The following is a 25,420-nucleotide window of genomic DNA, read 5'->3' as shown; positions in this document are numbered from 1 at the left end:
GGGTGTCTTTTCTTTATGCATAAAAAAGCCTCATCTTCCTATAGAAAAGATAAAGCCTTTATATATTATTTATTATCCGATTCATCAGTTTTATTATAAACACATTTAGCTTCTCCAAAAAGACCACCTGTGTCCCATTCCCACCATAATACGCATACTTCCCAGGTGAACCATTGTCTCTTATACTTGGATATGATTTTAGTTTATATTCATAAACCGAAACCATAAAAATATAAATAGATTACCACGATTGTAATTCCCATAAGAGTGATTAATAGGAGTCTTATGAAATTTTTAAAATATGTATTCTTTGTAGTTGGATGCACCAGTCTAATATCACTTTGGTATGCAATCTTTTTTCTGTAAAGATAAGCAAAAAGAAAAGTCGTTCCAGAAATTAGATAGTGTATTTCAATGAAATAATATAACTTGAAGAAACACAAAGTGTTTTTACTTTTGTTTTTCTTCAAGTTTTCGTTTGTTAATAGCTCAATAAAAAGAGGTTTGTTACATTCTAATTATTTCCGTTTTTTCTTTTTGATGGAATATTTGTTACTATCATATATACGTAGTGTAATTGAAAGTTTTTCTTTTTCTAGTTTTAGTCTCTTCTAATCCTTCTTTTATTCGTTCAGCTTCAATCATTCTGATTTACATCCAATGATTGAAGCTGAATATTCAATTCCATTTACAATTGCTTGTGTTCGATAGTGTACTACAACCTCTAAACCTTTTGAACGAAACTTTTTTACAACTTTATCTAAGTCCTTTTTTAAATTCTGACGACTCCTGGATCTAACTATTTCAATTTCTATAGTTTTCACAGTTACACCTCCTAAGCAAAATGGTATAAATTTATTGCGTTCACTATCACTTTGTTCTTCTTTACAATACATTTAATCTATTAAGAGTCAAAAATTATACAACAAAAGAGTGACTCCGTTTAGAACCACTCTTTTCACCAATTTCTTAATTTCATTCCAAGTATAATTGAATTCTTCACCAAAATCATTTGCAATACTCCCTTTGACCGATGAACGTTGTAAGTAAGAACGGCCCATTTGATAGAGCGATGCTGCAGCTCTACTTTGCAACAAGGGCACCACATAAAAAAAGAAAATTGTACTTTCAGGCACAAAATTGAAGTGTTTTGCTTATCTTCCTTTACGTTAAGGGATTAGTTTGTATATTTAGGGAGATGTGCGAGACAGGTGTATATTCAGGGTAATCTAATATTTTCCATTAAAATATGATAGGATAGAAGTATATCCAAAATGGAGGAATGGCAAATGAATTCAAACACAAAACAGTTTATTTATGATATCCAGCAAAGAAAGAACAATTATATAGAAAATGTATTAATAGCAATACAACATCCTAAAAAAGAGCAATCTGAACAAATCATTCAAAATATAGTAGAGAAGATGGATATGATGATTAGTTTAGTTACTACTTACATGGCTATTGAATCCGAATCTATAAAAGAATTAAAAGAGCTTCAGGAAGAACTTATTCATGCTCAAGCATATATTCAAAAACGGAAATTTGAAGAAACACAGAAATAAAACCCTGTGTTTTTACTTGGTGGACTATGACATTAATTTTTTATAAATTTGATTATTGCTTTGGCATAATCCATACAATTTGTTGAATGCGTACAATATATGGCGCCGTATCTTCAATGAGCAAATGATCTGGTTTCACATCTTTTAACTGTCCCCTTACATTACCTCTTACAGTTTCAATAACCACATATTTACCAATTACTGATTGTAATGTCTGGTATACGTAGGGATTAGATGTACTTACCGTATATTGTTCACTCAAGTCATTTCCTTCCGAATAACTCATTCTATAAGTCTCCTTTCTAATTTGTATTCTTTCTCCTAATATAGGATATAAATCTTATAAATATGCTAGAAGGATAATTCATTATAGGAACGGAAATAACATTTTAATAAGGTACTGTTTCTATTTCTGACTTCCTAAAAATTATTTAAATGAAGTTACTTTTACTAGTTAATAGGTGATGATATATGAATATTTTGATTGTACATCTAGGTTGTTCCTTTTAGATATGTATGAATTTAAATACGCCCTTTATTAGAATAGTGCTCATACTTTTTTTGAGATTCTTTCGTAATACGTGCATTAAGTAAAATTGCTAACAATAAAAACACTCCATATTTTCCTCCTGTAGCTCCTATGATTATCACACTACTACAAACAAGTATAATTAATAGGATAAACGAAACTGAATAAATACGATCATAATACTTTGACATTTTTTCGCATTTAATGCGTTCTTTCCTTGCATCCATCTAAATTCCTCCTTTAAATTATCCATATCACTTTCAAATAAGTCTTGCCCTTATAAAGGAAACAATATATCGTTATATGAATTAGTTTCTTTTTTTTTCAACTAACTTATATAACGTAAAAAGAAATCCTATCAATATTAAGCTTTCCACCATGATAATCCCGACCCTCTCCTTCCTTTTAAGCCCAACACATTAAATAAAATTTGCAGCAAACAAAAAGGACCCTCCTTCCTCTTAAAGGCAGATCCTTTCCTCTTGCATGCAACTATTTTTAGCTATTCTTGATTAATTAGAATCACAGCTGGTCCATCTACACGAATTCCACCAACTTCGATTTTTTCATAAGGCTCAACTTTAATAGAAATGATCCCTTCCCGCTTCTTTAATTCATTACTCAATTCTTTTGTTAACATTTTTTTCATGTGTGCACTCCTTCTTACTGCTTAATTTACTATTGTTATGTAAATGAAATTAAAAATGGTTTCCTGGTCTGGAAACCATTTTTGTAGTTGACCATATGGTGTTACCAGTTCGTTTATCAATTTTACGTAAAGAAGATAAATAATTACTATTCACTGTCTCAGTAGATGTAAGGAACTCTTAAAGATAGCAGTGAGATTGATTGTTTTTTCTTCTAGAAATAATGACTTAGATAGTATATTACCTAAAACAATGAAAGCCCTACCTCTCTTTCATCCTTACGGCTCCTTGTCCGTGCCAGTGTGAATCAGGATTGCAAAAATCAAGTGACTATTTAATCGAGTTATTTGATGAAACTTCGAACGTTCGTAAAAAAATTTTATAATAAAAATGGATTAGATTGAAGTAATAACAAAAGAGGTTCCTACTCTAAAAGTGAGTTGAAGAAATTGAATGTCTTTGAAATGATTTGCTTTTAATACTCATCATATTCCCGAAAGATTTAGAATGTTTTCAGAGGATATAATACATTATTTATAATGAACCTTAACAGAAACTTTTTATTTGATTTTCAGTGATTCCTTTAATTAATTCTAGTTCACTGACCAAAAATCTATATGCATCATCCAGCAATTTTTTTTCGCTTGTATTGAGTGCTTTTTCTTTCTTCATACGCATTAAATCCCGTACAACTTCAGCACCTTCTTGTATTTCACCCGTTTTTATTTTGTCCGTGTTCACTTTATGCCTTTGTTTCCACGGCAGTAATTTACAGGATTCTTCATGGTGAAAAATGTGTATAATGTGCTTTAATGCAAGTATATCAGTAACTGGGCGTATATTCGAATTCACTATTTTACCCGTAGGAATCATGACTTGCATCTTACTGATCGACATTTTTATGACAAAATACTGTTGTTTTTTTCCTGAGAATTCTTTTTCTTCTATGGCTTCAATTATACCTGCTCCGTGCATTGGATAAACAATGTTATCGCCAATTTGAAACATATAATCCACCTCCATATATGGTAACCTTCTTAAGGTTACCATATATGTGATTTTTTATCAAATATTTCATAATATCATAAAATTATTTTTGTTGTCAATTACTTTTTCTTTAAATATCAAATCGAATAAAAATAGCACAAAAAACATAGGGAGTGTGTCAGATTTCCCATAAAGGGAAAGGGAATTTCCCCTCGCATATTCTGAAACCTCTACTCATTAACGTAGATCATTTTCCCCCTTGAAAACGACCAAATCGATCCCTTATTTTTTTCAATCTTGTGTGGTACTCCAAAATCTCAATTCTTGCTTTTTCAGCTAAAGGTGCAATTGGTCGTAAGGCTTTTAACCGCCAATATTCAATCACTACATCAAGTACTTGATCAAAATATTGTAGTGGTCCATAGTTCGCTTCTTTTGCAATCACAGCCATTCTATTTTCAAAATCAGGCATGACGGCACCTGGCATTTTAAAATTCTTAATCACATTGGCAATATGATAGCAATAATTTGGTTCCAATTCTAAATGTATTCGAATAACGTCTCGATAAAACGCATAATGAAGAGTTTCATCTTTTGCAAGACGGCGTAATAATGTAGCAAGATCTGGATCATGCTTACTTGCAACCTTAGCAACATTATTGTAAAACACCATCGTTGCAAGTTCTTGTAGCGTCGTATACGTCATGGCTTCGATTGGTGTATGAAAATCAGGCTCAAATCCACCCTCAACGACTGACTTTCTTAATTCATGTATACGTTTAGGGTTCACACTTCGAGTGAGTAGTAAATATGTCTCCAATAAATTCGAATGTTGATCCTCTTCTGAGGTCCAAGTATGAATAAAGTCTGTAATAACAGAAAGGGACCCTTTAAAAGTCACAGATAAATACGTTGTAAACCATGGTAAATTCACTTCTGTTAATAAAGCTGTTTCAATGGCTGTAATTACACCAGAAGGAAGAGTAACTTGACTTTCATCCCAAGGAACTCTTTTAAAGTCCATTCCCTTATCCCATGGTAAAAACTCATGATAACCCCAGTCTATCTTCTGCGCTCTTATTTTATGTTGTTCATACAGTTCTTTTAAACGTGGTTCTAATCGGAAATCTAAATCATTTGTTAGCATAAAAGTCCCCCCATTTCTTATCACAGATAGTCATTCTATTTTTACTCTTAAAATTTTCTACAAATAAATATTACGTTCCTTTTTTAAGTCAAACATAATAAATTTGTAACAAAACTTTTTAAGAGCGCTATATTTTTATAGGATCTTTTTATTAAAAGGGGGACCGTTACATCTATTTTCTTTTTTATAAAATAGATACTGAGGCATACAATATGTTAGTTAGCCTAGATAAAGAAACTAACCTCAGTAAATACAGAATAACATTCATGGATGAAGATACTCGTCATGTTATAAATCTTCTTGAGTGTAAAAAGGTGCATGCTTATAAAGAATCGTTTTATAATAAAGATAGATAGTGTTTTATACACACTAACAACTTATTTAGATGTAAATCCAATATATTAGATTAAGCACTTGAAAACCAAATACAGTGGATGAGATAGCCTTAAACGACAAATCCCAACTAGAACAATGTACATTGTCTATGTATGGTGAGTTAGACCAAATTTTGTTATACAACAAAAAAGGGAAGAGGCGATAAACATGCAGTCAACGGAAGCGCATATGAAGGAAAAACAACGTAGAGAAAAAATAGAAATTATATTTAGTCACAGGGTAAAAGGAGAGAGTTATTTTCACGGCTCTTCCTATCAATGGAAAAACATTGTATATCAAAATTATAATAGAATACAACAAAAAGAGTTGGAAATTGAACAACTCATTTCAAAAATGGAAAACGAAGGGGTTCGTTTTACGCAGCACCGTTCACTCATACACTATCCCGTCATTGATTTTGTAAAATATATAGCTAAGATTTATAAGGAACCCCTCGAAATACAATAATCATATTTTAAGGAAACCTTTATAAAAGGTTTATTTTCGAGGCTTTTTTAACTAAAACCTTAAAAAATCATTACAACATTCTTTTTATTTTCAATACTCTTCGGTTTTGTTATAATATCAACCATAACGTATTATATTCGTTTGTATATTTTCATATTTTGGGGATTTTATTACACAAAAAGACAACTCTTAATTGGAGTTGTCTTTTATTTTTTTTGATATACACAATACTATTCTGATACAAAAACATCAAGATTCTTACAACCAAAGAAAAAGTAGGATTTCTAATAAGAGAGATCCTACTTTATTTCCTCATATTCCGTCATTATTTTATGAAACATGTTTTTCTTTAACTCTAACATTTGCATAAACATAGTAGCTGTTATTTCGCCACTTTTCCATTTAAAATAAGTCTCTTCTATCATATGCATTTGTTGTTTGCTTAGGGTTGAAAGGTTCACCTGAGGACGTCCTAAATTAGCTTCAGCAATCCCTTCTGCTCGTCGCTAATGGATTTTTTTACGCTCTTGATCTGCAACATAGGAAAGCAAAGATAAAAATTGATCTTCAATCAACCGACCCATGTCACACATTTCACGAAACTTACGGCTATCGAATAAAGTTTCATTTTCTAACAGGGGTATGTATAGCAATGGAACAGGATAAAGCAATAAGCATTAGTGGACATAAAATAGCTATTTTATGTCCACTAATATACGAAATAACCCTTAAAATGAATGTTCGCTAGTGTTTGTTGCGTGATTTTGTTCCATTGCTACACACACCATATACGTCAATGATTATCATAAAGAAATAGTGAGCTTAATGCCTTTTCTTCACCTTGACATTTATTACAAAAAATGTTATTATTAAAATGAATTATTTTTGTTCGGTGTAAAGGATTTGTAACTTTTCACCTTTATGATCACTGAGAGCAAGGATAGTATTACATTGTGTGTGTTTACACACTAGGAGGCAATACAAATGGAAAAAGGTAATGTAAAATGGTTTAATGGCGAAAAAGGCTTCGGATTCATCGAACGTGAAGGTGGAGACGATGTATTCGTTCATTTCTCAGCGATTCAAGGCGAAGGTTACAAAACTTTAGAAGAAGGTCAAGCAGTGACTTTTGATTTGGAGCAAGGTCAACGTGGACTTCAAGCTTCAAACGTACGTAAAGCTTCTTAATTTTACAAAGCAGGGAAGGCAGGCTGTTTTATGAGAGTCTGCTTTTCTTTTTTCCGTGAAACAAAGCCCCCCCACTCGTAAAGGACATGAAAACAGTAAATCAAATGGTAAACCAAGCCTAGCATATACTTACGGATTATCCTAATTTAATTTTTGAGCCCCTCAACTTTATAAGCCTTTTTTTTAGCATAAAAGTACCCCTAAATGAAAATTCTCTTTCTCTACAGTTAGTTATTTTGAGAAGTCAGCTCATTTTTTGTTTTGGGGGTTTTTACATTCCTTAAGTTGATGTACATGGGCTAACACCAATAAAACGCAAATTTCGTACGCTAAGTAGGAATTAGTTCTTTAATGTTAATTTATTTGTGGTAGTCGAAAGAATATTATAAGGGATACTGAAAATTTACATGCAATGGTTGAAACCGTTGTAAAGCATCTTGATACTTTCTCATGTTCAAATTGACACTACTAGATAAAAAAATCCTGCATGTTTGAAACATGCAGGATTTTTTCTATTCTTCATTTTTCATAAAGTAAGAAACAAAACGGAGAATTTCAAGGTATAACCATACTAATGTCATCATGAGCCCTATTGCGCTATACCACTCCATATGTTTTGCCGCCCCACTACGTGCACCATTTTCAATCGAATCAAAATCCAGTAATAGATTTAATGCAGCAACGACAATCACAACGGTACTAATAATGATACTGATTGTCCCACCTTGGTGAATGTAAGGAACAGTCAAAACAAAGGTGTTTAGTAAGAAGACAATCAAATACATAATTAAAATGCCAAGTGTTGCAGCTGTTAAAACAGTACGGAACTTTTCAGTTACTTTTATCATACGAGTAGCATATAATACTAACATTGCAAATAAAATCGAAATGGTTAATAATACAGCAGTTAAAAGAATAGAATTTCCAAAACGCATTGTATAATATGCAGAAATACTTCCTAATACAATCCCTTTTACCACAGCATAAATCGGTGCACAAATTGGTGATATACGAGGGATAAATATAGCTAAAAATGCAACTACTATATTAACTATTGCTACTCCAATTAATACTGATGTTTTCATTGAACCTTGCATCATTTGTAAGTATGAATAGACAGATGCTGCAAGAAGTAAGATAAGCATAATAAATGTTTTTCCTATTGTTCCACCTATAGTCATCGTGGAAGCGTTTGTCTTCTCTTCATGAAATTTGTCTTTTTTTAACATTGGATTAGATGTTCTCATGTTTTCCTCCTAAAATATTTTTTGCTTGTAATGTGAATTTTTTATATCTCTAATTTCTTATTGATAATGCGACCTGTAATCTCTACGAGTACAATTATTAACAAGCAAGTAAAACATAGACCAAAAATAGTGAAATCTTCAATAGGGTAAAATGATGTATCAAAAAAATTATTCTTATCCATGAACCCAGAACTATTAATAGTAACTGCATATTTCTCTAATTTACTTAACACATTCACTATCATTGTTTGTATTGTTGAAAAAATAGCAACGAAAATGATGAATAAAATTATTTTACTCATCCATGACTTCACTGGAAACAGCCGTATAATTGCCATGATAAAATAACAAGAAATAAGGATACTCATGAAATCGATTCCCCATAAAAGAAAAGCAAATATGTGTTGGAAGATTCCGTAACTATACAACTTGTGATATTCTTGTCGGAATTCTCCGGTTATTTCCCCACCATAAAGACTGGGATCATAACCAATTACTTTTCCATCATCAAGACTTTGTGAAAAATAATATGAAAAAATTAAGCCTATACCTAATAAAATAATAAACATTACTGTGAAAAATAATAAATTCGCATATATATATTTCTGGGTTGGGATGGCTGTATAACGAATCATAGAATTTTTTAATATTTTATTGAAAGAAGGCAGCGCTATTAAAAGAAGTAAAAATGCAGCTATACCAATTATCATCAGGAATATGAGTAAGACTAAATCCTTTATAAACGGAGGTAGTACCCTTGAGAGTCCTATCGTACTAAATAAAAGAAGTAAAGAAATAATAATAAAACCAGAATAAAAGACAGCTATTTTTTTTCTATTGCACTTATATAAATAGAGAAAAAGTGGATTCATTTCTCAAAAACCTCCCTAAACAACTCATGTACTGCTTTCCCTTGATGAAAACGAATTTCCTCCACGTTTTCATGTAATACAATATTTCCGTCTTTTAAAAAGATTACCTCATCAAATATACTTTCGATTTCTTCTATTAAATGAGTTGAAATGAGAATGGTACAATCTTCTCGGTAAAATTTAAGAATTAAATCTAGTACATGTTTTCTAGAAACAAGATCAATTCCACCCAATGGCTCATCTAATATATATAACTTTGCTTTCCTGGAGAAAGTTAAGATAAGTTGTAATTTTTCCACTTCACCTTTTGATAAAGCAACTATATGCTCTTCTAATGGCATTTTAAATTCAGTTATTAATTCCATTGCTTGGTTTAAATCAAAATCAGGATAAAAATTTCGATAGAAAGCTACAGCAGCTTTTATCGTCATCCACTCGTCAAAAATAGGACTATCAGGCATAAATGAAACAATTTTCTTTGTTTCTATTCCTACCTTCTGACCTTCAATTGTGATAGTTCCTTTAGATGGATAACGCAAACCAGCAATCATTTTTAATAATGTCGTTTTTCCGCTACCATTATCACCAACAAGACCAATAATTTTCCCTTCAGAAATTGTTGCACTTAAATCTTGAAGCACTGTTTTTAAGTTATATCTTTTCCACAGATTTTCAATTTTTAATAACTCTGTCATTCGTTTTCCTTCCTTTTCTTTTCTAATGAAGAATGGAGGATTGTAAGAATTTCTTCTTTCGTAAAACCTAAATTGTCCATTCCATTTATAAAATTATCAAGCAACTCTGTTGCCATTTCTTTGCGTAATTCAGTAATCTTTTCTCCTTCACTCGTTACAAATCTCCCTGTTCCTCTTCGTGTCACAGCAATACCTTCTCGTTCTAGCTCTTGAAATGTGCGTTGAATCGTATTTGGATTCACTTGTAATTCACTGGCTAGTTCACGTACAGCTGGGATTTTATCACCCGGTGCTAAACGACCTGTTACAATTTCCTTTTTTATGTATTCCATTACCTGAATATAAATCGGGATATTAGGAGAAAACTCATTTTCCATTTATTCCCTCCTCAGTATTAGTGTACTAGACGAATAATACACTAATACTGATTTTGTGTAAATGGTAATTTTTTCGAAATATATATAATAAATAAAAGATGATATATTTAGTGAATTAGTGTAACCAACTAAGCACCATAAACGACCGTTTATGGTGCTTTATTTACTTCTATCCAAATAAAGAAAAATATTACGCAAACTCAGGTCCAAAACTCATTACAAAAAATAAAAAAGCCTAACATATTAGTCATATATAATATGTTAGGACTCTTATATTTTAGGTTTCTTTGAATTTAGGTCTTGATAAAGTAAGAAATCCGAGTTTTGTTGGCAGGATCCCATACACTACTCTATGGTATAATTGTATCTATATATAATATTTAAGGATGATAATAATGTATTCATACACAAATAAGAAAAAAACAGTATCCCTTATAATAGCTTCATTTATCTTTTTTAGTTTTGTAGTAGCTGGTATATACAATTTTACAAAAACAAATTTCTTTTATATAAATTTAGGAGGTTTAGTTCTTAATAGCTTCATGTTATTTTTAGCAGCTAGAGCTTTAATGAAACAAATTAAAGTTTAAGTATACACAACGATACAATAATTTTAAGCTTACTTAAGGTATCGCCACATCACGATCTAATTAATAAAATTGAAATGGAAGATTCAGCATGAATAATCTAAAAGAATTCTTAAACAAAAATCTTTTTATCAAATATTCTCTATATATAATATTAGGAGCTGGATTAATAAGAACAGGTTATGAATTTGGCTATTTCATTACAAACTTCATGCTATAAAACTATAAGTGGTGTTAATGAAAATAACACCACTTACCAATATATTTTCCATCATAGAACTTGAAACATAACAACTATTAAATTCATAATTGCATGTACAACAAATGATACCAGTAACCTATTAGTACGCACATATACTACAGCAAGTACAAGTCCAATTAAAAAATATCCAAATATAAATGGAAAATCAAAATGCATAATAGAAAAGAACAATGAGCTTATTAATATTCTCCAAGTTTGTTTAAACTTTTGAGTTAAAATATTTATAGCCGCATAACGAAAAACAAACTCTTCTACTATGCAAGAAGAACAATTGAAACAAGTGCCACAGGAGATATTGCTGCTGCAGCGACTGTACTAGACGTATTTGCTGATTGCGTAGTTAGCTGAAATACACTCTTATCTAATACACTACCAACCATCTGCGCAAGAAATACGAATATGATCCCAACTAAAATCCATATGAATGAATTTCTTGATAATTTAATCGATAACTTTGGATCATTTATTAATTCTTTACTATATATAGGAAAAATGATTATTAGCATAAGTGAAAACCCAATTAGTTCCCAATGCACAAGAAGTTGTTGAATTGCTTGCTGTTGGTTTCCCTGAATATCATACCAACCTGTCTTCGCTAGCAATTGTACACCTATTATCCCCACAAATTGTGTCATAACAAAATATATCAAAATGATGAAACCCGATTTATATCTAGTACCACTACTCATATTCTTATTTCCATCCTCTACTTTCTTTATGATATTTACATACGCTACACGAACAACATTTTTAATATCTATTTCTCAATATTTAGTACCTAGAATTACATCACCTTCATTGATACTATATTAGTAGACATTGTTTTCCTCTTATGTACTTTTGTAAAAGGGCCTGTTCTCCATTTCAGGTCCTCTTATTTTTTTTACTAGTATAAGCAATATTCTTTTTAATAATCACCTTTCATATGCCTCAGCATCACAATAACACTCTTCTTCCACCTCATTACACTGATCACAAATCTTTTGAATCTCAAAACCCTTAAAATCAAAAATTGGTTCTACTTGATATTTTTGTCCATACTATAATCACCCATGTAATTTCTCATTGCAGTTAGCTTTTGCTAGCTGCTCTTTTATATTGAGTTGAAAATAAATTTTAGGTCTTATTTCTTTTCTGCATCATATAATTTTAACCGAAACATCCAGCTCAAAGTGTTACCTCCTATCTTAAAGAGCACTTATGCATGTGAACTGCACCCCAATTGTTAGACACAGTCTAACAATTGGAGGTGCAGTTTTTCTATGGCTAAATTTACAGCGGATGAAAAAATACAAATCGTTCTACGTTATTTGAACGGAAATGAAAGTTATCGAGAAATGGGTAGATCGCTCGGTATAAGTGACACAATCATTTTGAATTGGGTAAACCAATATAAACAGAATGGTCTGGAAGCTTTTCTAAAACGATGTACAAATTACACACAACAATTTAAACTAGACGTACTAAACTTTATGATTGAAAACGGTATGTCCTTATTTGAGACGGCAGCTATCTTTAATATTCCTGCCCCTTCAACGATTTCTGTTTGGAAAAAACAGCTCGAAACACAAGGAATTGATGCCCTTCAATCTAAGAAAAAGGGGCGTCCATCCATGAAAAAAGATTCAAATAAACAATTAAAACAACCTTTAGCTGAAGGGTCAGTTGAAGCACTTGAAGCACGTATTAAACAGCTTGAGATGGAAAATGAGTACTTAAAAAAGTTAAATGCCTTAGTTCAAAACAAGGAAAAATCACAAAACAAGACAAAGCGCAAGTAGTCTATGAATTAAGGCATAAATATTCGGTGAAGGCACTCATGGAGCTAGCTACTATTCCTCGAAGCACGTATTATGATTTAGTAAAGAAAATGAAGGTCGTTATGGTTACCGTCGCATTCGTGATGAATTAACGAATCGTGGTCAGAAAGTGAACCACAAGAAGGTTCAGCGCATTATGAAAGAGCTTGGGTTAAAGTGTGTTGTGCGTATGAAGAAATATAAATCCTATAAAGGAAAAGTCGGTAGAATTGCACCTAATATTTTAGAGCGTAATTTTCATACAGATGCACCGAATCAAAAGTGGGTAACAGACATCACAGAGTTTAAATTGTTTGGAGAAAAACTGTATGTATCACCTGTATTAGATTTGTATAATGGTGAAATTATTACCTATACAATTGGTTCTAGACCGACGTATTCGCTTGTTTCAGACATGTTAGAGAAAGCATTGGAACGTTTACCTGAAACCCACCAGCTACTGATGCATTCGGATCAAGGATGGCATTATCAAATGAGACAGTACGTCCGTACACTTGAATCAAGAGCTATCGTCCAGAGTATGTCTCGAAAAGGCAACTGTTACGACAACGCAGTAATAGAGAATTTCTTTGGGATTATGAAGTCTGAGTTCCTCTACATAAAAGAATTTGAAAATGTAGAGCACTTTAAAATAGAATTAGAAAAATATATAGATTATTATAATACGAAACGGATTAAGGCAAAATTAAAAATGAGCCCGGTACAATACCGGACTCACTTTTATCAAGCTGCCTAATGAAATAACCGTGTCTAACTTTTAGGGGTCACTTCAAATCTCTCAACACTTTTTATCGCTTCAAAAAAGGGATAAATTTGATACACCTGATACAAAAGAAACAATTGAATAGATATTAAAAGGATTATCTTAGAACACATATAAACATGTGCTCTTTTTTTCTTGTTATGAAATACAGATTGTTGTATAAAACCACACCTATCTATGAAACATACATACAATATGATGTGAACCTTTTTTCTAAAAAAGACTTGGTTATAAAGCGCCTTCCTCCCAATGCGCTCTTTATATTTGTAAATAAACATTTTGCTCAAATATACTCACGACATGCATATTTACTAGGATAATCATTATACTAGAGCAAGAATTATTTTATCCATGTTTATAAGGAGGGGTTTTTATTAAGACAACTTTAATTTCCCATTTTTACAATGAAGAGTATCTACTCCCATGGTGGCTAATGCACCACACAAAACTATTTGATCACGGTATTCTTATTAATCGAGGATCTACTGATCGTTCAGTAGAAATATGTAAATTATTTGCGCCTCATTGGGAAATCCGAGATTCAAAAGTATTAGAGTTTGATGCTATATTAGTTGATAAAGAGATAATGGAAATAGAAAAAGAAATTAAGGGGTGGAAAATGGTTTTAAATACCACTGAATTTCTTTGCTGTTTTGATAAGGAAGCCTTTTTCTCATCTCTTGTCACTTTAAGGAAAAACATGTATGCTATTAGGACTATTCTGATGGTAGATGACCCTACACATGGTTATTCCAATCCGAGATACGGAATTCCCCTTGTCAAACAGCGTTATCATGGGAGAATACTCCATCCTACTCCACCTGCCCCTTACTACGGAGGTAGACTAATCCACAATTATTCGCATGGTAACTATATAGCTGGAAGGCATTGGTCAAATCATTCATTTATCGTTTACATGTACCCTGCTTTCGTTTTAAAATTCTTTTACAGTCCATGGAACACAGCTATGAAAAATCGAAAATTACAAATCGGTCCAACCCTTTCTAAACATAGCATACAGAAGGGCTTAGGTACGCATCACCTAGTTACTCTAGCTGAATTAGAAACAAAATATAAATTCTTTGCAAGTACAACTGTTGACCTTCGATTAATCCCAGAATATCAAGTTTTATTTCCAGATTTATGTTTCCCTAACCATTAATACATCTAGAAAGAACATTTTGGAACTTCCTATGCAACCCTTGCTTTCGAGCGAGAACCAACTCTTATTAAAATAGCGTTTTTGTTCAAATTAACGACCATAAAATTGGACACATTTACCAGTATTTTTACCAAAAAATTCATGATATGGTTAATTAGTCGAGTACGTCATTACTTGGCACTTACCCTTAGAAGCCCCGCGGACAATCGGGGTTTCTTTTATCAATATATATTTGTCAAAATAGTTAGTTGAGTGTTAAAACATCATAGATTCTCCTTTGGGAGTTTTCATGTAATTAAACAAGAGTTTACAAGTTCTCGAATCTTAGCCCCTTGGAGCGCCCTTCAAGGGGCTGAACTAATTAAAATAACGATTTTATTTTAATTTTTTAAAATTTCGATTTGTAATAGAATAAGCCCATATCAATCTTTTTACTTTCACTTTAAAGATGATACTTCGCTTTTGGTCCTAGTTTCCTAGGACCTCTTTTTAACTAAACAAAGATTTTGTTTGAACCCATTCACCAATTTCATACTTTTACATACTTTAATACTACCTTTCTGTATAATGTGAGTTCGTCACTTTCGTTATAATGAGGTATAAGGAGCGCTCTCAATTAGCGCTCTTTTTATTTGTTGTTAAATAAGGATTTTGTTTAAAACTAAATTTACTCTTATTTAATAAATGTAATTTTCTAGTGAAAAACTTAGCAAAGTTAAAATCTCATTCATTTGTTAATCAAGTTACAATATAAGTAAATTCGACCATAGACGAATACCCTATGACTATGCTAGGAGAAATCCTAGCTGTTTCTTTCGGAAAAGACCTTCTACGCCTGAATAAAACTCAATATTTCATCAATAATATAGATGACACGGTAATCTTTTTCTCCAATTTCCTTGCTCGAGCAGTTAGCTTTTTCTAGCTGCTCTTTATATGGACTTTATTTAGTAATTCAACTTTTCATTTTCTCGAATAAATTCCAATATTACGGTAACACTAAGTACAACCTACTTTTTCTCCAAAGTAGTTCCTTTTGGCAGTGCTTGTGAGAGTAGTTAGCTTTTTCTAGCTGCTCTTTTATATTGAACTAATAATGAAATTTTGTTCTTTTTTCTTGATAAAACATATAAATTTAACCTCAGTATTTAGCTCAAAAAGTTACCTCCTATCGTATGAGCGCCATATAAAGGTGCTCTTTTTTATATTCACTACACAAGAAAAGAATATTATGCATACCTTATAGTGAGTGAACTCACATTACTTGTTTTCTCCTGAAAGTTTTGGTCAAAGAGCATCTACAAACGATGCTCTTTTTCATTTTCTATAAAATAAAATTTTTTATGAAAGATACACACTTAACCGAAAATAACTTCATAAAATATTCTGTGTTCCTTTCTTTATAAAAAGTCGTTACAAAATGATTCTCGTCACGAGAGCACTTTATTAAGTGCTCTTTTTTGTATTCCAAATTAATACAAAATGAAATATTATTTAGTTTTCTTTTTGTATTATATTTTCGATTCTGTTCATACTATAGTTGTAGCTTGTAGTTACAACTCATAATATGTATGCTTAGTAAAACTCCTCAGCGCATTACGATGGAGCGGTTAGCTAGATTAGCTAGCTGCTTTGTCATTTGTTAAGCACAAAATAGCGTTTTTGCTAAAAACCTTTCACGTTTAAATTGGACAAGCATATGTTATTGTATGGAGGCAATCCACTTATAGAAATCTACCTTTCTTGTTAAAGAGCATGCTTATATGCGTGCTCTTTTTATTATGTTTCCTTTTGTACAACAGGCAGTTAGTTTTATCCATAACAGTACAACTCTGCACTATTCACTATAAATTTTCATATATTGTATTACGCTTGTCCAAAACGTGAGATTCTTACTCACGCAATCTAAATGAAAGAAAGGAGTGAAAATATGCGTTCATCTAGTCTTAAACTCACAAACTTTAATTGTGGAGCACAAGCCCCTAGTACACTACCAGCTCTCGGTTTTGCTTTTAATGCTACTTCACCTCAATTCGCAACACTATTCACGCCACTACTACTACCTAGTACGGGCCCAAATCCTAATATTACTGTCCCTGTAATCAATGATACAATTAGTACTGGAACTGGTATTAGAATTCAAGTAGCTGGTATTTATCAAATCAGTTATACATTAACAATCAGCCTCGATAACGTTCCTGTAGCCCCAGAAGCAGCGCGCTTTTTCTTGACGCTAAACACATCAACTAATATTATTGCAGGATCTGGAACCGCAGTCCGTTCTAATATTTTCGGAACTGGTGAAGTCGATGTATCCAGTGGTGTCATTCTAATTAACTTAAACCCTGGTGATTTAATTCAAATTGTACCCGTTGAAGTAATTGGTACCGTAGATATTCGTTCTGCAGCGTTAACAGTTGCACAGATTCGTTAATAAAAACAATATGCTTGGCTAATTAACATTTAATGTTCTTTCTACACACCAAAATATATGTTATAGATTTGACTCACATTTATATCAAACAAGCATATTTTATTGTATGGTGACTATCTAGTCATACAAATCTAAAGCGTTCATAAGAGCACACTTATATGTGTGCTTTATTTTTTATGAAAATCAAGCTTTAAACACACACCACTCTAAAACAGCATGCATATAATGTCATGTTTCCTCTTTCAACTTATATTTTGGGACAGAGCGCTTTAAAATAAAGATTTTGTTTCAACCCATTCACCAATTTCATACTTTTACATACTTTAATAATACCTTTCTGTATAATGTGAGTTTGTCACTTTCGTTATAATGACGTATAAAGGGTGCTCTTGATTAGCGCTCTTTTTTATTTGTTGTTAAATAAGGATTTTGTTTCAAATGTATTCACTCTTTATTTTCAACTTCCATATACTTATACCGACTATAAAAAATTAAACTATAGTTCTTGGTCTAAGAGCGCCATTAGAGTATATGGTGTTCTTTTCAATTCAAATAACGTTTTTATTTAAATTTCATAAAACCTCCCTTTATCCAAATAGGTTCAAAATTATCTATTTAGCATATATAATACTTGTAAACAATTTAAATTCTATACATAAGTAATGGAGGCTTTAAAATGGGAAGTGTCCCAAATTTATCACCACAACAATCAATCTCAAAAAATAAAATTAATCCTAATAAGAATCAACAAACGAATAAAAAGCTAAGACGTCGCCTTTTATTAGCACTTGCTTTTATGCTACCTATGGTTATTTCCATTCAAATCTGCATTTATAAGCAAGAGCAAATGATTCAAGAAAAACAAATTACACTTAATAAAGAAAAGAAGAAATTGTCTGAGTTAGAACTTATAGGACGTTATTTTGAAAACGATATTAAAACTTTAACAGCAAGCGAGGAAGGTATTTTAAAATTCGCAAGGAAACTATATGGATTCTCCAGACCTAATGAAACTATATTTCAAATAACTGAATAACTTTTCAATACTTAAGCGATTGTCATTAATCATGGAGTGATTTAATGATCATCGCTTTTTATCAAAATTCTATCAAATAACTATTTTGTTCACTTTTTTGATACATTTATGAAACATTCATGTGTTATCTTCAGTAAGTTCTTTTCTTTTCATAAACCGTGTGGATTATACCAACACAAGAAGCTCTAGATCCCTAAATCTAGAGCTTCTTGGTTTAAATAACTATTTTGTTCGATCATGTATAGACAACTATATGTTTAGATGTTAAAATATTATTGTAATTCCCACATGGTTTCACATACGACTTTTTTCTTCGATTATGGGGTTCTTACGTAATGTAAGGACCATTTTTTATTTAAATAAGTACTTTTTAAAAATTTATATGTACATATTTTTCAGTATATAATTAAATTATCAATATATCAGGGACAATAATGATTTTGTTATATATTTGTTTCGGAATGAGTGCAGTTTTTAGCTTAATAAAGAAATTTGGAAAGCCACAGATAAACCGGTTCCTGGTTTTAGTTGATTCTTTAATTTTGCTTGGAGCTTTATTCCTAGTAGATAACATCTTCATCTCCTTTTAATAACTGTTTTAGTTCCTCGTAACTCTCTTCAAATAAGTCGCATTCATTAGTAGACTTAACTATATTACTCTGAATCCATTTTTCTATTAACCTGTCTTATTCGCTCATATCGTATCCTAGATAATTTACTGTACTCCCTTACGACCTACGAATGGCTTCGTAGCAGCTTCATCCTTCTTTTAACCCTTGAGTAAAAAGTAGTATTCTTAATCCCGTTCTTTCTTGCTAATTCCAAATGCACTGCGTACCCTTTTCCCTTCTTTGCTGTTTCATATAAATTCATACCATCTTTGACCAGTTTGAAGAACGTCGACTGGCTTATTTCATTCCATTCAGCTAGTGTTATCATTCTAGAATTAATGCCACTTTTTCTCTTTACATGTTAAAAAAATATTTAGATGATAGTCCAAATACATATTATTAATATTAAGCTGGTTCACGTCAGGAGAAGGTATTTTAGGTTGTCTTTTTTTTATTTTCCTTCGACATAATATGACAATATACGAATTGACAATTTGTTATTATTATCTAGAAATCTTACATTTATCTACAAATTATTATTGTATTTTTAATTTTTTAAATGTAAAATATTTCAATGTAAATACATACCATTTAGGGAGATGGAGAAAATTATGAAAAAATTATTAGCTTCAGCAACAGCGGTTACATTATTAACAGTGGGGTACAGTTCTGCTGCATTTGCAGAAAAAAATCCAAACGACAAGAATTGCGGTCACTTTAAAAACAAACAAGAAGTTATGGAATTCTGGCACAGCAATGGATACAGCGCAACTAATGATCCTCATGACTTAGATCGTGACAATGACGGCTTACCTTGTGAAGTGAAAAAAGGGGACTACGATCAATTTTTAGCTAGCAAGCAAACTACTAAAAAAGATGAAAACAAACCTCAAGAACAAACTAAGCAAGAACCTGCTAAACAAGAGAACACTAAGCAAGAGAATTCAAAACAAAACAACCAAACAACAAATAATAAACAAGAACAAACTAAGCCTCAAACAACTGCAAAAGAAACAAAGAAAAATACTAATACAGTTGTGAAAAAAGAAACGAAAAAACAAGGTGAAAAATTACCTAATACAGCATCAAATGGTGTTACAATGATGTTAGCAAGCTTAGGATTAGCATTAGCTGGATCTGTATTAATGTTCCGTCGTAAAAAGACAAACGCATAAAATAGTTCCTTAAAACGGCAGGAGAAATCCTGTCGTTTTCAAATGGAGTGATAAAAGTGAATAAAAAACAATGGATAGGCTTATGTTTAACTGTTATTGGACTTACTATCTTTTCCTATTATTTTCTAGAATGGTATAGTGCTAGACAATCAGCAGAGTCATTAACAACTAACGAGGCTAAACAATATGAGACCTCCACACCTTCTAAAGAAAATGAAGCGCAAAACATCAATCAAACTGAAACTGAAACTTCACTACAACCTAAAGAACCTGTACAAATTCCCGCTTCAAATGTAAACCATCAGTTAGGAGATAAAGTAGCATATTTAATTATCCCTAAAATACAAAAGAAATACTCTGTATATTGGGGAGCTGATGATAAAGTACTAAAAAAGGGTGTAGGTATGTTTGTTAGTGACTTAACTACTACACCATCTGGAAATGGTCATACAGTTTTAAGTGGACATAGAGATACTGTTTTTACCGAGCTTGGTCAACTAAAGGAAAATGACCAACTTATCGTGGAATATGAAAATAAAACATATACATATAAAATTAACAAGCATTGGATAACAGATTCAGAAGACCGAACAGTTATTGTAGAAAAAAGTGAGCCAACATTAACACTAACAACTTGTTATCCTTTTGACTATATAGGAGACGCTCCAGATCGGTACATAATTGAAGCATCTCTACTTTCCATTCGGTAAGGATGAGAGTCCAAAAATTAAAGTGGGTTAAGTAGGAAGAAGGCACCTTTGGGTGTCTTTTTTTATGAGTAAGAAGTACTGCCAAGATGCGAGGAATAATAGGTCATAAGACGGAAGTTCAGCCTGAAAATTCTAAACTATCTTTTTTATTTCCTTTCGACATAATATTACAATATCTTTATATATAGTTTGTTATTATTAGCTTGGCAATCTTATATTTTACATAATTGGAGGAACAAACGTGGGAAAAATATTTAAATTTGGATGCCTAGGCATTATAGCTTTATTTGTAATCGGAATAATTGCTATGGTCGCTGGTGGTGGAGACTCAACAGAAAAAACTTCAACAGACACTAAAGCAGTATCAAAAGAAGGTGTATCTTCTGATGTTAAAATCGCTGTAGGATCTATGGAAACAGTAGATTCTGTGGGTAATGAATATACAAAAGAACAAGCACAAGGTGTCTTTAAAATTTTAGAAGTTACACTTACTAATAATCAAAAAGACGCTATTACTGTTGATGCTAATAGTTTTAAATTAGTAGATAACAAAGGTCGTGAATTCACATATTCAACACAAGGTCAAACATCATTTGACTTAACTAATGGTGGGAAAACTGACTTCTTCTTAAAACAATTGAATCCTGGTCTAACACAAACAGGTAAAATTGTATTTGATATACCAAAAGATGCTGAAGGCCTTTTCTTAAAAGCTAGTGGCGGCATGACAGGTAAAGAAATTAAATTAAAAGTAGAATAGAAAAAAGGCACTCTTTCGAGTGCCTTTTTTCTCAACAGCCAACATTATTTAACGTGGTAAAATAATACTTGGATTGACATCTAATACCATATTACGATGGTTAAAATCGTAAGAAGGCACCTTTGGGTATCTTTTCTTTTGTACATTATATCTATTTATATGTTCATTGATTTTTTATGTACGTTTGATATAACTACTGTAGTAGTATTACAGTAATAGCTTGTTTATACAATAAAAGAAAAGATGCGCTAACATCTCTTCTCATAACTGCTACCTTCAGGGACGTGGTTATATCATTTGTTTTTTACGGAACCCATCCTTTTGCTTCCGATGGCGACGAGGAGTGGGGTTTTTTGTTATCTTTTTCTAGAGTTTGTTTCCTAAAAACATACGCAGAAACTTCACGTACAATAGCTTTCACAAATTCTTTCAGAAGCCAAAACAAAAACTCCATAGGTGTATCATCCCCTTTCCTTCCAAATGGAAAGAAGGGACTACCAATTACCCTCACAATATACAGTTAATTCTATTATACTAGTAAAATCTTACTAATATAAAAAAGACCACCATTAGGCAGTCCTTTTTAGTAGTTTTAGAGAATTAAATTATAACATATAAATACGTAAATAATAATATATTATTTCCCAAGATACTATAAATTTTTTATGATTCTTGATTTCTTACTCTTCATTGCATAATAAAATTCCCTATAATAATTAAAAAATAACCTAAAAACTATTAATCCACTAAATTATTGAAAAAACTGGTTATCTCTATAATTTTTTTGGTAAAATATAGATATTGTTTAAGAAGATAAAGTTAATATAGATTAACTAAGTAATGCAAAGAAAATGTTTTATTGCATAAAAAAAGGCTCCATTGCTGGAGCGCTCCAAAATAAACAAACGAATTAAAACAAGAAACAGACAATTTAATTATATAGATAAAATATAATTAAATCTATATATATGTAATGTTGCATATAAAAAACTCTATTTATTGATTCTAATAGACTTACTCGATGATTGTTATATTTTTTTATGGTTTTTAAGCAATACAATACCTTCTTAACACTAAGTGTACAAGTAAAAGAAGACATTTTAATCGATGTCTTCTTTTCTTATATAATAACAACACAATAAATTTCTTTATGAATTAGAGGAAACTCTAAAACAAGAAAAAATATTGTTGTAATCAAAAAATGGGCATCAAACAAAAGGAATAAAAAACAGGTAATTGTTCGTAATCACAATTACCTGTTTTTTATCATTTATATTTACTCTTTATTTTTTAAAATTTCATTAACCTCTCCTACACTTAATTCAGTGGCTTCCGCTATCTTCTCTATAGGTACACCTACTTTAATTAAATTGTGAATCATCTCTATCTTAGTTGCTATTCTAGCTTCTTTTGCTGCTTTTTCTTCTGCCGTCTCTATTTCTGATATTCTATCTTTTATTGCCTTCTCTCCCGCCTCATATAAGCGTAAAAAGTCCTTATCACTACTTAAACGCTCCCAATCCTCCATTGCCTTTTTCAAAACTGGATCTTTTTCCATCGCGATTCCCTCCAGGATTGTTGTTAATTTCTCATCTTCATATGCAGGAAATAATAATAGCCAACGTGCTAATATATCCTCCCGTGGATCCATTCGATCTTCTTGCCATTCTCGAATAACCTTTGGAATCTCAAGAAAATGCAATTGCATATTCTCTGAAATTATGTGCTCCGATTTTTTGTTCATGACTACACCGACATTATGAAAGTCCTCTTCTCCTGGAAACAGAATGAAATCCACTATATTAATACAAATAGTTGGTCTTAATTCTGTATACTTCATCCCCTGAGTCATTTGAGAATAATACATGCCAGCCCAGTAGAACAAAGATCGCTCGATCATGTCTTTTTTGTCACGAACCTGTATCTCTATATTTAATTTTATACCACTATTAAGGGTAGCTCGTAAATCTAAAATAGACAATTTATCATCCTTTTGTTCCCTTGGAAGATGTGGATCATCTAAATGCAAAGAAATAATTTCCTCATCTAAAGAGGATTGTAATACCGCATTAAGAAAACCAATGAGTATATCCTCGCTTCCTTCTACTCCAAACAAGCGCTTGAAAGCAAAATCAACTCATAAATTTACTAGATTTTTTTCATAGATGTATTCATATTCTCTTCTACCTTTCTTTTAGTGAATTTAAATCCTCTGTAGTAATTGAATATAAGAAAAAGATAGAATTACAAACTCTATCTTTTTAAATTTACCTTCAGAAAGTTTACTTTTTTCTGCACGCTTAACCACTTCTAACACTCCATCATGATGCACAATCATTGCAAGATCATCTTTCTTAAAAAGACAATCCACATCTGCAGTTTTTACATGATAGCTGTGTAGAATCGGCTTCCATTTCTAGAAAATCACGGATTGCAGTAAAGCGATAACTTTTCCCTCTAAAGCATCTCTCCATTGAACTACCCCCACTCTCACTTCGTTTAGAAGTGAGGGATTCCTAAGTAAAGAGTTCTATCGAACTCTAATTGATTAGGCTAACCCCGCAGTCCTTGCGGTTAGAAGCCTTATTGCTTCATTCTTTAGATTGATACTTGTGTTAATATCCCTATCATGGTTTGTACGACAAGAAGGACAGTCTCATTCACGTAGGTTTAGATTTTTAACGTCTTTATTTTGATATCCACAACAAGAACATAATTGGCTGGAAGCAAATGTTTTCGATACGACAATGATTTGTTTGCCATACCATTTTGCTTTGTATTCTAACATGGATCGAAATTGCGACCAAGATACCTCACTAATTGCTTTTGCTAACTTATGATTCTTTAACATATTCGATACTTGCAAATCCTCTATACCGATAACATCGTGGTTTTTGATGATTTCAGTTGAAATTTTGTCCAAGTAATCTTTTCTAGCATTGGATATGTATTCATGAATTCTAGCTACCTTTACTCGTTGTTTATTCCAGCAAGAAGATCCTTTCATCCTTCTAGAAAGCACACGCTGTGCTTTCGCCAACTTATCTTCTAATGATCGGAAAAACTTCGGATTTTCATAGTGTGTTCCATCTGACAAAATGGCGAAATCTTTTAGTCCTACATCTATTCCAATGTAAGAATGTGTTTTCGGAAGTTCTTGTACTTCTGTTTCAACTAATAGTGACACAAAATATCTACCAGAAGGGTTCCGTTTAACTGTAGCATTTACAATACGCCCCTCTACTTCGCGACTTTTGGCAAATCGAACAAGGCCTAGTTTCGGCAACTTTATTTTGTTCCCTACAACGGAAATATTTTCATTTGTTTGTTTTGTGGTATAAGATTGTACGTTGTTCTTCTTAGATTTAAAGCGCGGTGCGCTGTTTTGTTTTTTTAAAAAGCGTGTATACGCATCCGCAAGGTTACGAACAGACGACTGCATCGCAATACTATCCACTTCTTTTAGCCAAACAAGCTCTTTCTTCATGGCAGGTAGTTTGGCAGAGCATGTACCATAGGTCAAGCCTTTTCCTGTCTCTTTGTATGCTTGATCCCATAAAGATAGGAAATGATTGAATACAAAGCGAGAACACCCAATCGTTTTGTTGATTAGAATTGCTTGTGCCTGATTTGGATAGATACGAAACTTATAGGCTTTATTCATCATTATTTGATTCACCTCCATTTCGGTATATGACTATTATACACCAAACGTACATTCGATAGGTAGTGGAGTAACACTTTCTGTATGTCGAACAATTAAGATGGCTTCCTGCCATCCCTTGTTCGAAGCCAATTCATCTCCCACCTACTCACTGGGCTGTGCCCCTTCACGCTCCTTGAGGAAGGAGTCTTCTTGGCTAAAATGATAAAAAAGGAAATCTCGTATACATCCATGGAAATAGACATGATATAAATAGATCCCCCCTTTTTTTATTTGTATACTTAAATATAAAGACCTTTTTACAAGTAATTCCTAACTTGAAGACAATACAAAAAGGGC

21 protein-coding genes and 7 pseudogenes are annotated in these 25,420 nt (G+C 32.0%); 11 read left to right on the top strand and 17 right to left on the bottom strand.

Translation table 11 applies throughout. The features are described from left to right. Nucleotides 1–641 precede the first annotated feature (641 nt). Nucleotides 642–824, bottom strand: a complete 183-nt coding sequence (locus tag ACTFRH_RS24605) for a hypothetical protein (RefSeq protein WP_000848330.1) — start codon at nucleotides 822–824, stop codon at nucleotides 642–644. 87 nt (nucleotides 825–911) lie between these two features. Next, nucleotides 912–1,097: pseudogene (locus ACTFRH_RS24600) on the bottom strand (hypothetical protein); the annotation flags it as partial. A 192-nt stretch (nucleotides 1,098–1,289) separates the two neighbouring features. On the opposite strand from ACTFRH_RS24600, the gene ACTFRH_RS24595 reads away from it, so the two are divergent. After that, nucleotides 1,290–1,565 carry a hypothetical protein gene (locus tag ACTFRH_RS24595; RefSeq protein WP_001087718.1) on the top strand — a complete coding sequence of 92 codons (276 nt, stop codon included), beginning with the start codon at nucleotides 1,290–1,292 and terminating at the stop codon, nucleotides 1,563–1,565. A gap of 52 nt (nucleotides 1,566–1,617) precedes the next feature. Here the strand turns inward: ACTFRH_RS24595 and ACTFRH_RS24590 are convergent, their stop codons facing one another. From ACTFRH_RS24590 to ACTFRH_RS24570, 5 genes are all read right to left on the bottom strand, one after another. Next, on the bottom strand, nucleotides 1,618–1,851 hold the full coding sequence (locus ACTFRH_RS24590; protein ID WP_000122228.1) for a YuzF family protein: 234 nt from the start codon (nucleotides 1,849–1,851) through the stop codon (nucleotides 1,618–1,620). 236 nt (nucleotides 1,852–2,087) lie between these two features. Then, nucleotides 2,088–2,321 carry a hypothetical protein gene (locus tag ACTFRH_RS24585; protein WP_000340025.1) on the bottom strand — a complete coding sequence of 78 codons (234 nt, stop codon included), beginning with the start codon at nucleotides 2,319–2,321 and terminating at the stop codon, nucleotides 2,088–2,090. Between the two features lie 275 nt (nucleotides 2,322–2,596). After that, nucleotides 2,597–2,743: a BC1881 family protein gene (locus tag ACTFRH_RS24580; RefSeq protein ID WP_000738545.1), complete on the bottom strand. Its 147-nt coding sequence runs from the start codon at nucleotides 2,741–2,743 to the stop codon at nucleotides 2,597–2,599. A 544-nt stretch (nucleotides 2,744–3,287) separates the two neighbouring features. Beyond that, complete coding sequence (locus ACTFRH_RS24575) at nucleotides 3,288–3,749, bottom strand: CarD family transcriptional regulator (protein ID WP_000486303.1); 462 nt, start codon at nucleotides 3,747–3,749, stop codon at nucleotides 3,288–3,290. A 226-nt stretch (nucleotides 3,750–3,975) separates the two neighbouring features. Next, nucleotides 3,976–4,875, bottom strand: a complete 900-nt coding sequence (locus ACTFRH_RS24570; protein WP_000957107.1) for an acyl-ACP desaturase — start codon at nucleotides 4,873–4,875, stop codon at nucleotides 3,976–3,978. 543 nt (nucleotides 4,876–5,418) lie between these two features. Here ACTFRH_RS24570 and ACTFRH_RS24565 point away from each other — a divergent pair. Further along, nucleotides 5,419–5,718, top strand: coding sequence for a hypothetical protein (locus ACTFRH_RS24565; protein ID WP_001191998.1), 300 nt, complete (start codon nucleotides 5,419–5,421; stop codon nucleotides 5,716–5,718). Nucleotides 5,719–6,017: 299 nt separating this feature from the next. On the opposite strand, the pseudogene ACTFRH_RS24560 reads toward ACTFRH_RS24565, so the two are convergent. After that, a pseudogene (locus ACTFRH_RS24560) lies at nucleotides 6,018–6,362 on the bottom strand (recombinase family protein); the annotation flags it as partial. A gap of 340 nt (nucleotides 6,363–6,702) precedes the next feature. Here ACTFRH_RS24560 and ACTFRH_RS24555 point away from each other — a divergent pair. Then, the gene (locus ACTFRH_RS24555; RefSeq protein ID WP_000410774.1) at nucleotides 6,703–6,906 is read left to right on the top strand and encodes a cold-shock protein; all 204 of its coding nucleotides are present in this window, start codon (nucleotides 6,703–6,705) and stop codon (nucleotides 6,904–6,906) included. Between the two features lie 512 nt (nucleotides 6,907–7,418). Here the strand turns inward: ACTFRH_RS24555 and ACTFRH_RS24550 are convergent. The 4 genes from ACTFRH_RS24550 to ACTFRH_RS24535 are packed head-to-tail and all read right to left on the bottom strand — an operon-like array spanning nucleotide 7,419 to nucleotide 10,097. Next, nucleotides 7,419–8,153, bottom strand: coding sequence for a Bax inhibitor-1/YccA family protein (locus tag ACTFRH_RS24550; protein WP_001260636.1), 735 nt, complete (start codon nucleotides 8,151–8,153; stop codon nucleotides 7,419–7,421). 41 nt (nucleotides 8,154–8,194) lie between these two features. Then, nucleotides 8,195–9,025: a hypothetical protein gene (locus ACTFRH_RS24545; RefSeq protein WP_001068581.1), complete on the bottom strand. Its 831-nt coding sequence runs from the start codon at nucleotides 9,023–9,025 to the stop codon at nucleotides 8,195–8,197. After that, nucleotides 9,022–9,720, bottom strand: a complete 699-nt coding sequence (locus ACTFRH_RS24540) for an ABC transporter ATP-binding protein (protein WP_000137755.1) — start codon at nucleotides 9,718–9,720, stop codon at nucleotides 9,022–9,024. The genes ACTFRH_RS24545 and ACTFRH_RS24540 overlap by 4 nt, the downstream gene beginning before the upstream one ends. Further along, nucleotides 9,717–10,097 (bottom strand): GntR family transcriptional regulator, encoded by a 381-nt coding sequence (locus ACTFRH_RS24535; RefSeq protein ID WP_000426666.1) that lies wholly within the window; start codon nucleotides 10,095–10,097, stop codon nucleotides 9,717–9,719. Before ACTFRH_RS24535 ends, ACTFRH_RS24540 begins: the two co-directional genes overlap by 4 nt. A 395-nt stretch (nucleotides 10,098–10,492) precedes the next feature. Here ACTFRH_RS24535 and ACTFRH_RS24530 point away from each other — a divergent pair, with 395 nt between their 5' ends. Next, the gene (locus tag ACTFRH_RS24530; RefSeq protein ID WP_000287694.1) at nucleotides 10,493–10,687 is read left to right on the top strand and encodes a hypothetical protein; all 195 of its coding nucleotides are present in this window, start codon (nucleotides 10,493–10,495) and stop codon (nucleotides 10,685–10,687) included. Between the two features lie 268 nt (nucleotides 10,688–10,955). Here ACTFRH_RS24530 and ACTFRH_RS24525 read toward each other — a convergent pair. Beyond that, a pseudogene (locus tag ACTFRH_RS24525) lies at nucleotides 10,956–11,635 on the bottom strand (lysostaphin resistance A-like protein). A 573-nt stretch (nucleotides 11,636–12,208) separates the two neighbouring features. Between ACTFRH_RS24525 and ACTFRH_RS24520 the strand changes: the two are divergent. The 4 genes and pseudogenes from ACTFRH_RS24520 to ACTFRH_RS24505 all read left to right on the top strand — a co-directional run bounded on the left by ACTFRH_RS24520 (nucleotide 12,209) and on the right by ACTFRH_RS24505 (nucleotide 18,161). Continuing rightward, nucleotides 12,209–13,502, top strand: a pseudogene (locus tag ACTFRH_RS24520) (IS3 family transposase). Nucleotides 13,503–13,962: 460 nt separating this feature from the next. Next, complete coding sequence (locus ACTFRH_RS24515; protein ID WP_000546538.1) at nucleotides 13,963–14,691, top strand: hypothetical protein; 729 nt, start codon at nucleotides 13,963–13,965, stop codon at nucleotides 14,689–14,691. 1,930 nt (nucleotides 14,692–16,621) lie between these two features. Then, nucleotides 16,622–17,125 carry an exosporium protein ExsF gene (gene exsF, locus ACTFRH_RS24510; RefSeq protein ID WP_001257908.1) on the top strand — a complete coding sequence of 168 codons (504 nt, stop codon included), beginning with the start codon at nucleotides 16,622–16,624 and terminating at the stop codon, nucleotides 17,123–17,125. 676 nt (nucleotides 17,126–17,801) lie between these two features. After that, a complete protein-coding gene (locus tag ACTFRH_RS24505; RefSeq protein WP_000536029.1) occupies nucleotides 17,802–18,161 on the top strand; it encodes an FtsB family cell division protein in 360 nt (119 codons plus the stop codon). A gap of 560 nt (nucleotides 18,162–18,721) precedes the next feature. Here the strand turns inward: ACTFRH_RS24505 and ACTFRH_RS24500 are convergent. After that, the gene (locus ACTFRH_RS24500; RefSeq protein ID WP_258010520.1) at nucleotides 18,722–18,838 is read right to left on the bottom strand and encodes a Fur-regulated basic protein FbpA; all 117 of its coding nucleotides are present in this window, start codon (nucleotides 18,836–18,838) and stop codon (nucleotides 18,722–18,724) included. A gap of 545 nt (nucleotides 18,839–19,383) precedes the next feature. Here ACTFRH_RS24500 and ACTFRH_RS24495 point away from each other — a divergent pair. The 3 genes from ACTFRH_RS24495 to ACTFRH_RS24485 all read left to right on the top strand — a co-directional run bounded on the left by ACTFRH_RS24495 (nucleotide 19,384) and on the right by ACTFRH_RS24485 (nucleotide 21,417). Further along, complete coding sequence (locus ACTFRH_RS24495; RefSeq protein ID WP_000734525.1) at nucleotides 19,384–19,947, top strand: excalibur calcium-binding domain-containing protein; 564 nt, start codon at nucleotides 19,384–19,386, stop codon at nucleotides 19,945–19,947. Between the two features lie 56 nt (nucleotides 19,948–20,003). Next, complete coding sequence (locus tag ACTFRH_RS24490) at nucleotides 20,004–20,657, top strand: class D sortase (protein WP_001036095.1); 654 nt, start codon at nucleotides 20,004–20,006, stop codon at nucleotides 20,655–20,657. A 241-nt stretch (nucleotides 20,658–20,898) separates the two neighbouring features. Continuing rightward, nucleotides 20,899–21,417 carry a DUF4352 domain-containing protein gene (locus tag ACTFRH_RS24485; protein ID WP_000516002.1) on the top strand — a complete coding sequence of 173 codons (519 nt, stop codon included), beginning with the start codon at nucleotides 20,899–20,901 and terminating at the stop codon, nucleotides 21,415–21,417. Nucleotides 21,418–22,693: 1,276 nt separating this feature from the next. Here ACTFRH_RS24485 and ACTFRH_RS24480 read toward each other — a convergent pair. The 3 pseudogenes from ACTFRH_RS24480 to tnpB all read right to left on the bottom strand — a co-directional run bounded on the left by ACTFRH_RS24480 (nucleotide 22,694) and on the right by tnpB (nucleotide 25,084). Then, a pseudogene (locus tag ACTFRH_RS24480) lies at nucleotides 22,694–23,592 on the bottom strand (Rpn family recombination-promoting nuclease/putative transposase). A gap of 28 nt (nucleotides 23,593–23,620) precedes the next feature. After that, a pseudogene (locus ACTFRH_RS24475) lies at nucleotides 23,621–23,891 on the bottom strand (hypothetical protein); the annotation flags it as partial. A gap of 74 nt (nucleotides 23,892–23,965) precedes the next feature. After that, nucleotides 23,966–25,084: pseudogene (gene tnpB, locus ACTFRH_RS24470) on the bottom strand (IS200/IS605 family element RNA-guided endonuclease TnpB). Nucleotides 25,085–25,420 lie beyond the last annotated feature (336 nt).

The organism is Bacillus cereus group sp. MYBK216-1, assembly GCF_051916495.1.
GTDB classification, from domain to species: domain Bacteria; phylum Bacillota; class Bacilli; order Bacillales; family Bacillaceae_G; genus Bacillus_A; species Bacillus_A thuringiensis_K.
Note: the sequence above shows the minus strand (reverse complement) of the source record. Positions and strands in the feature narration are given on the sequence as shown.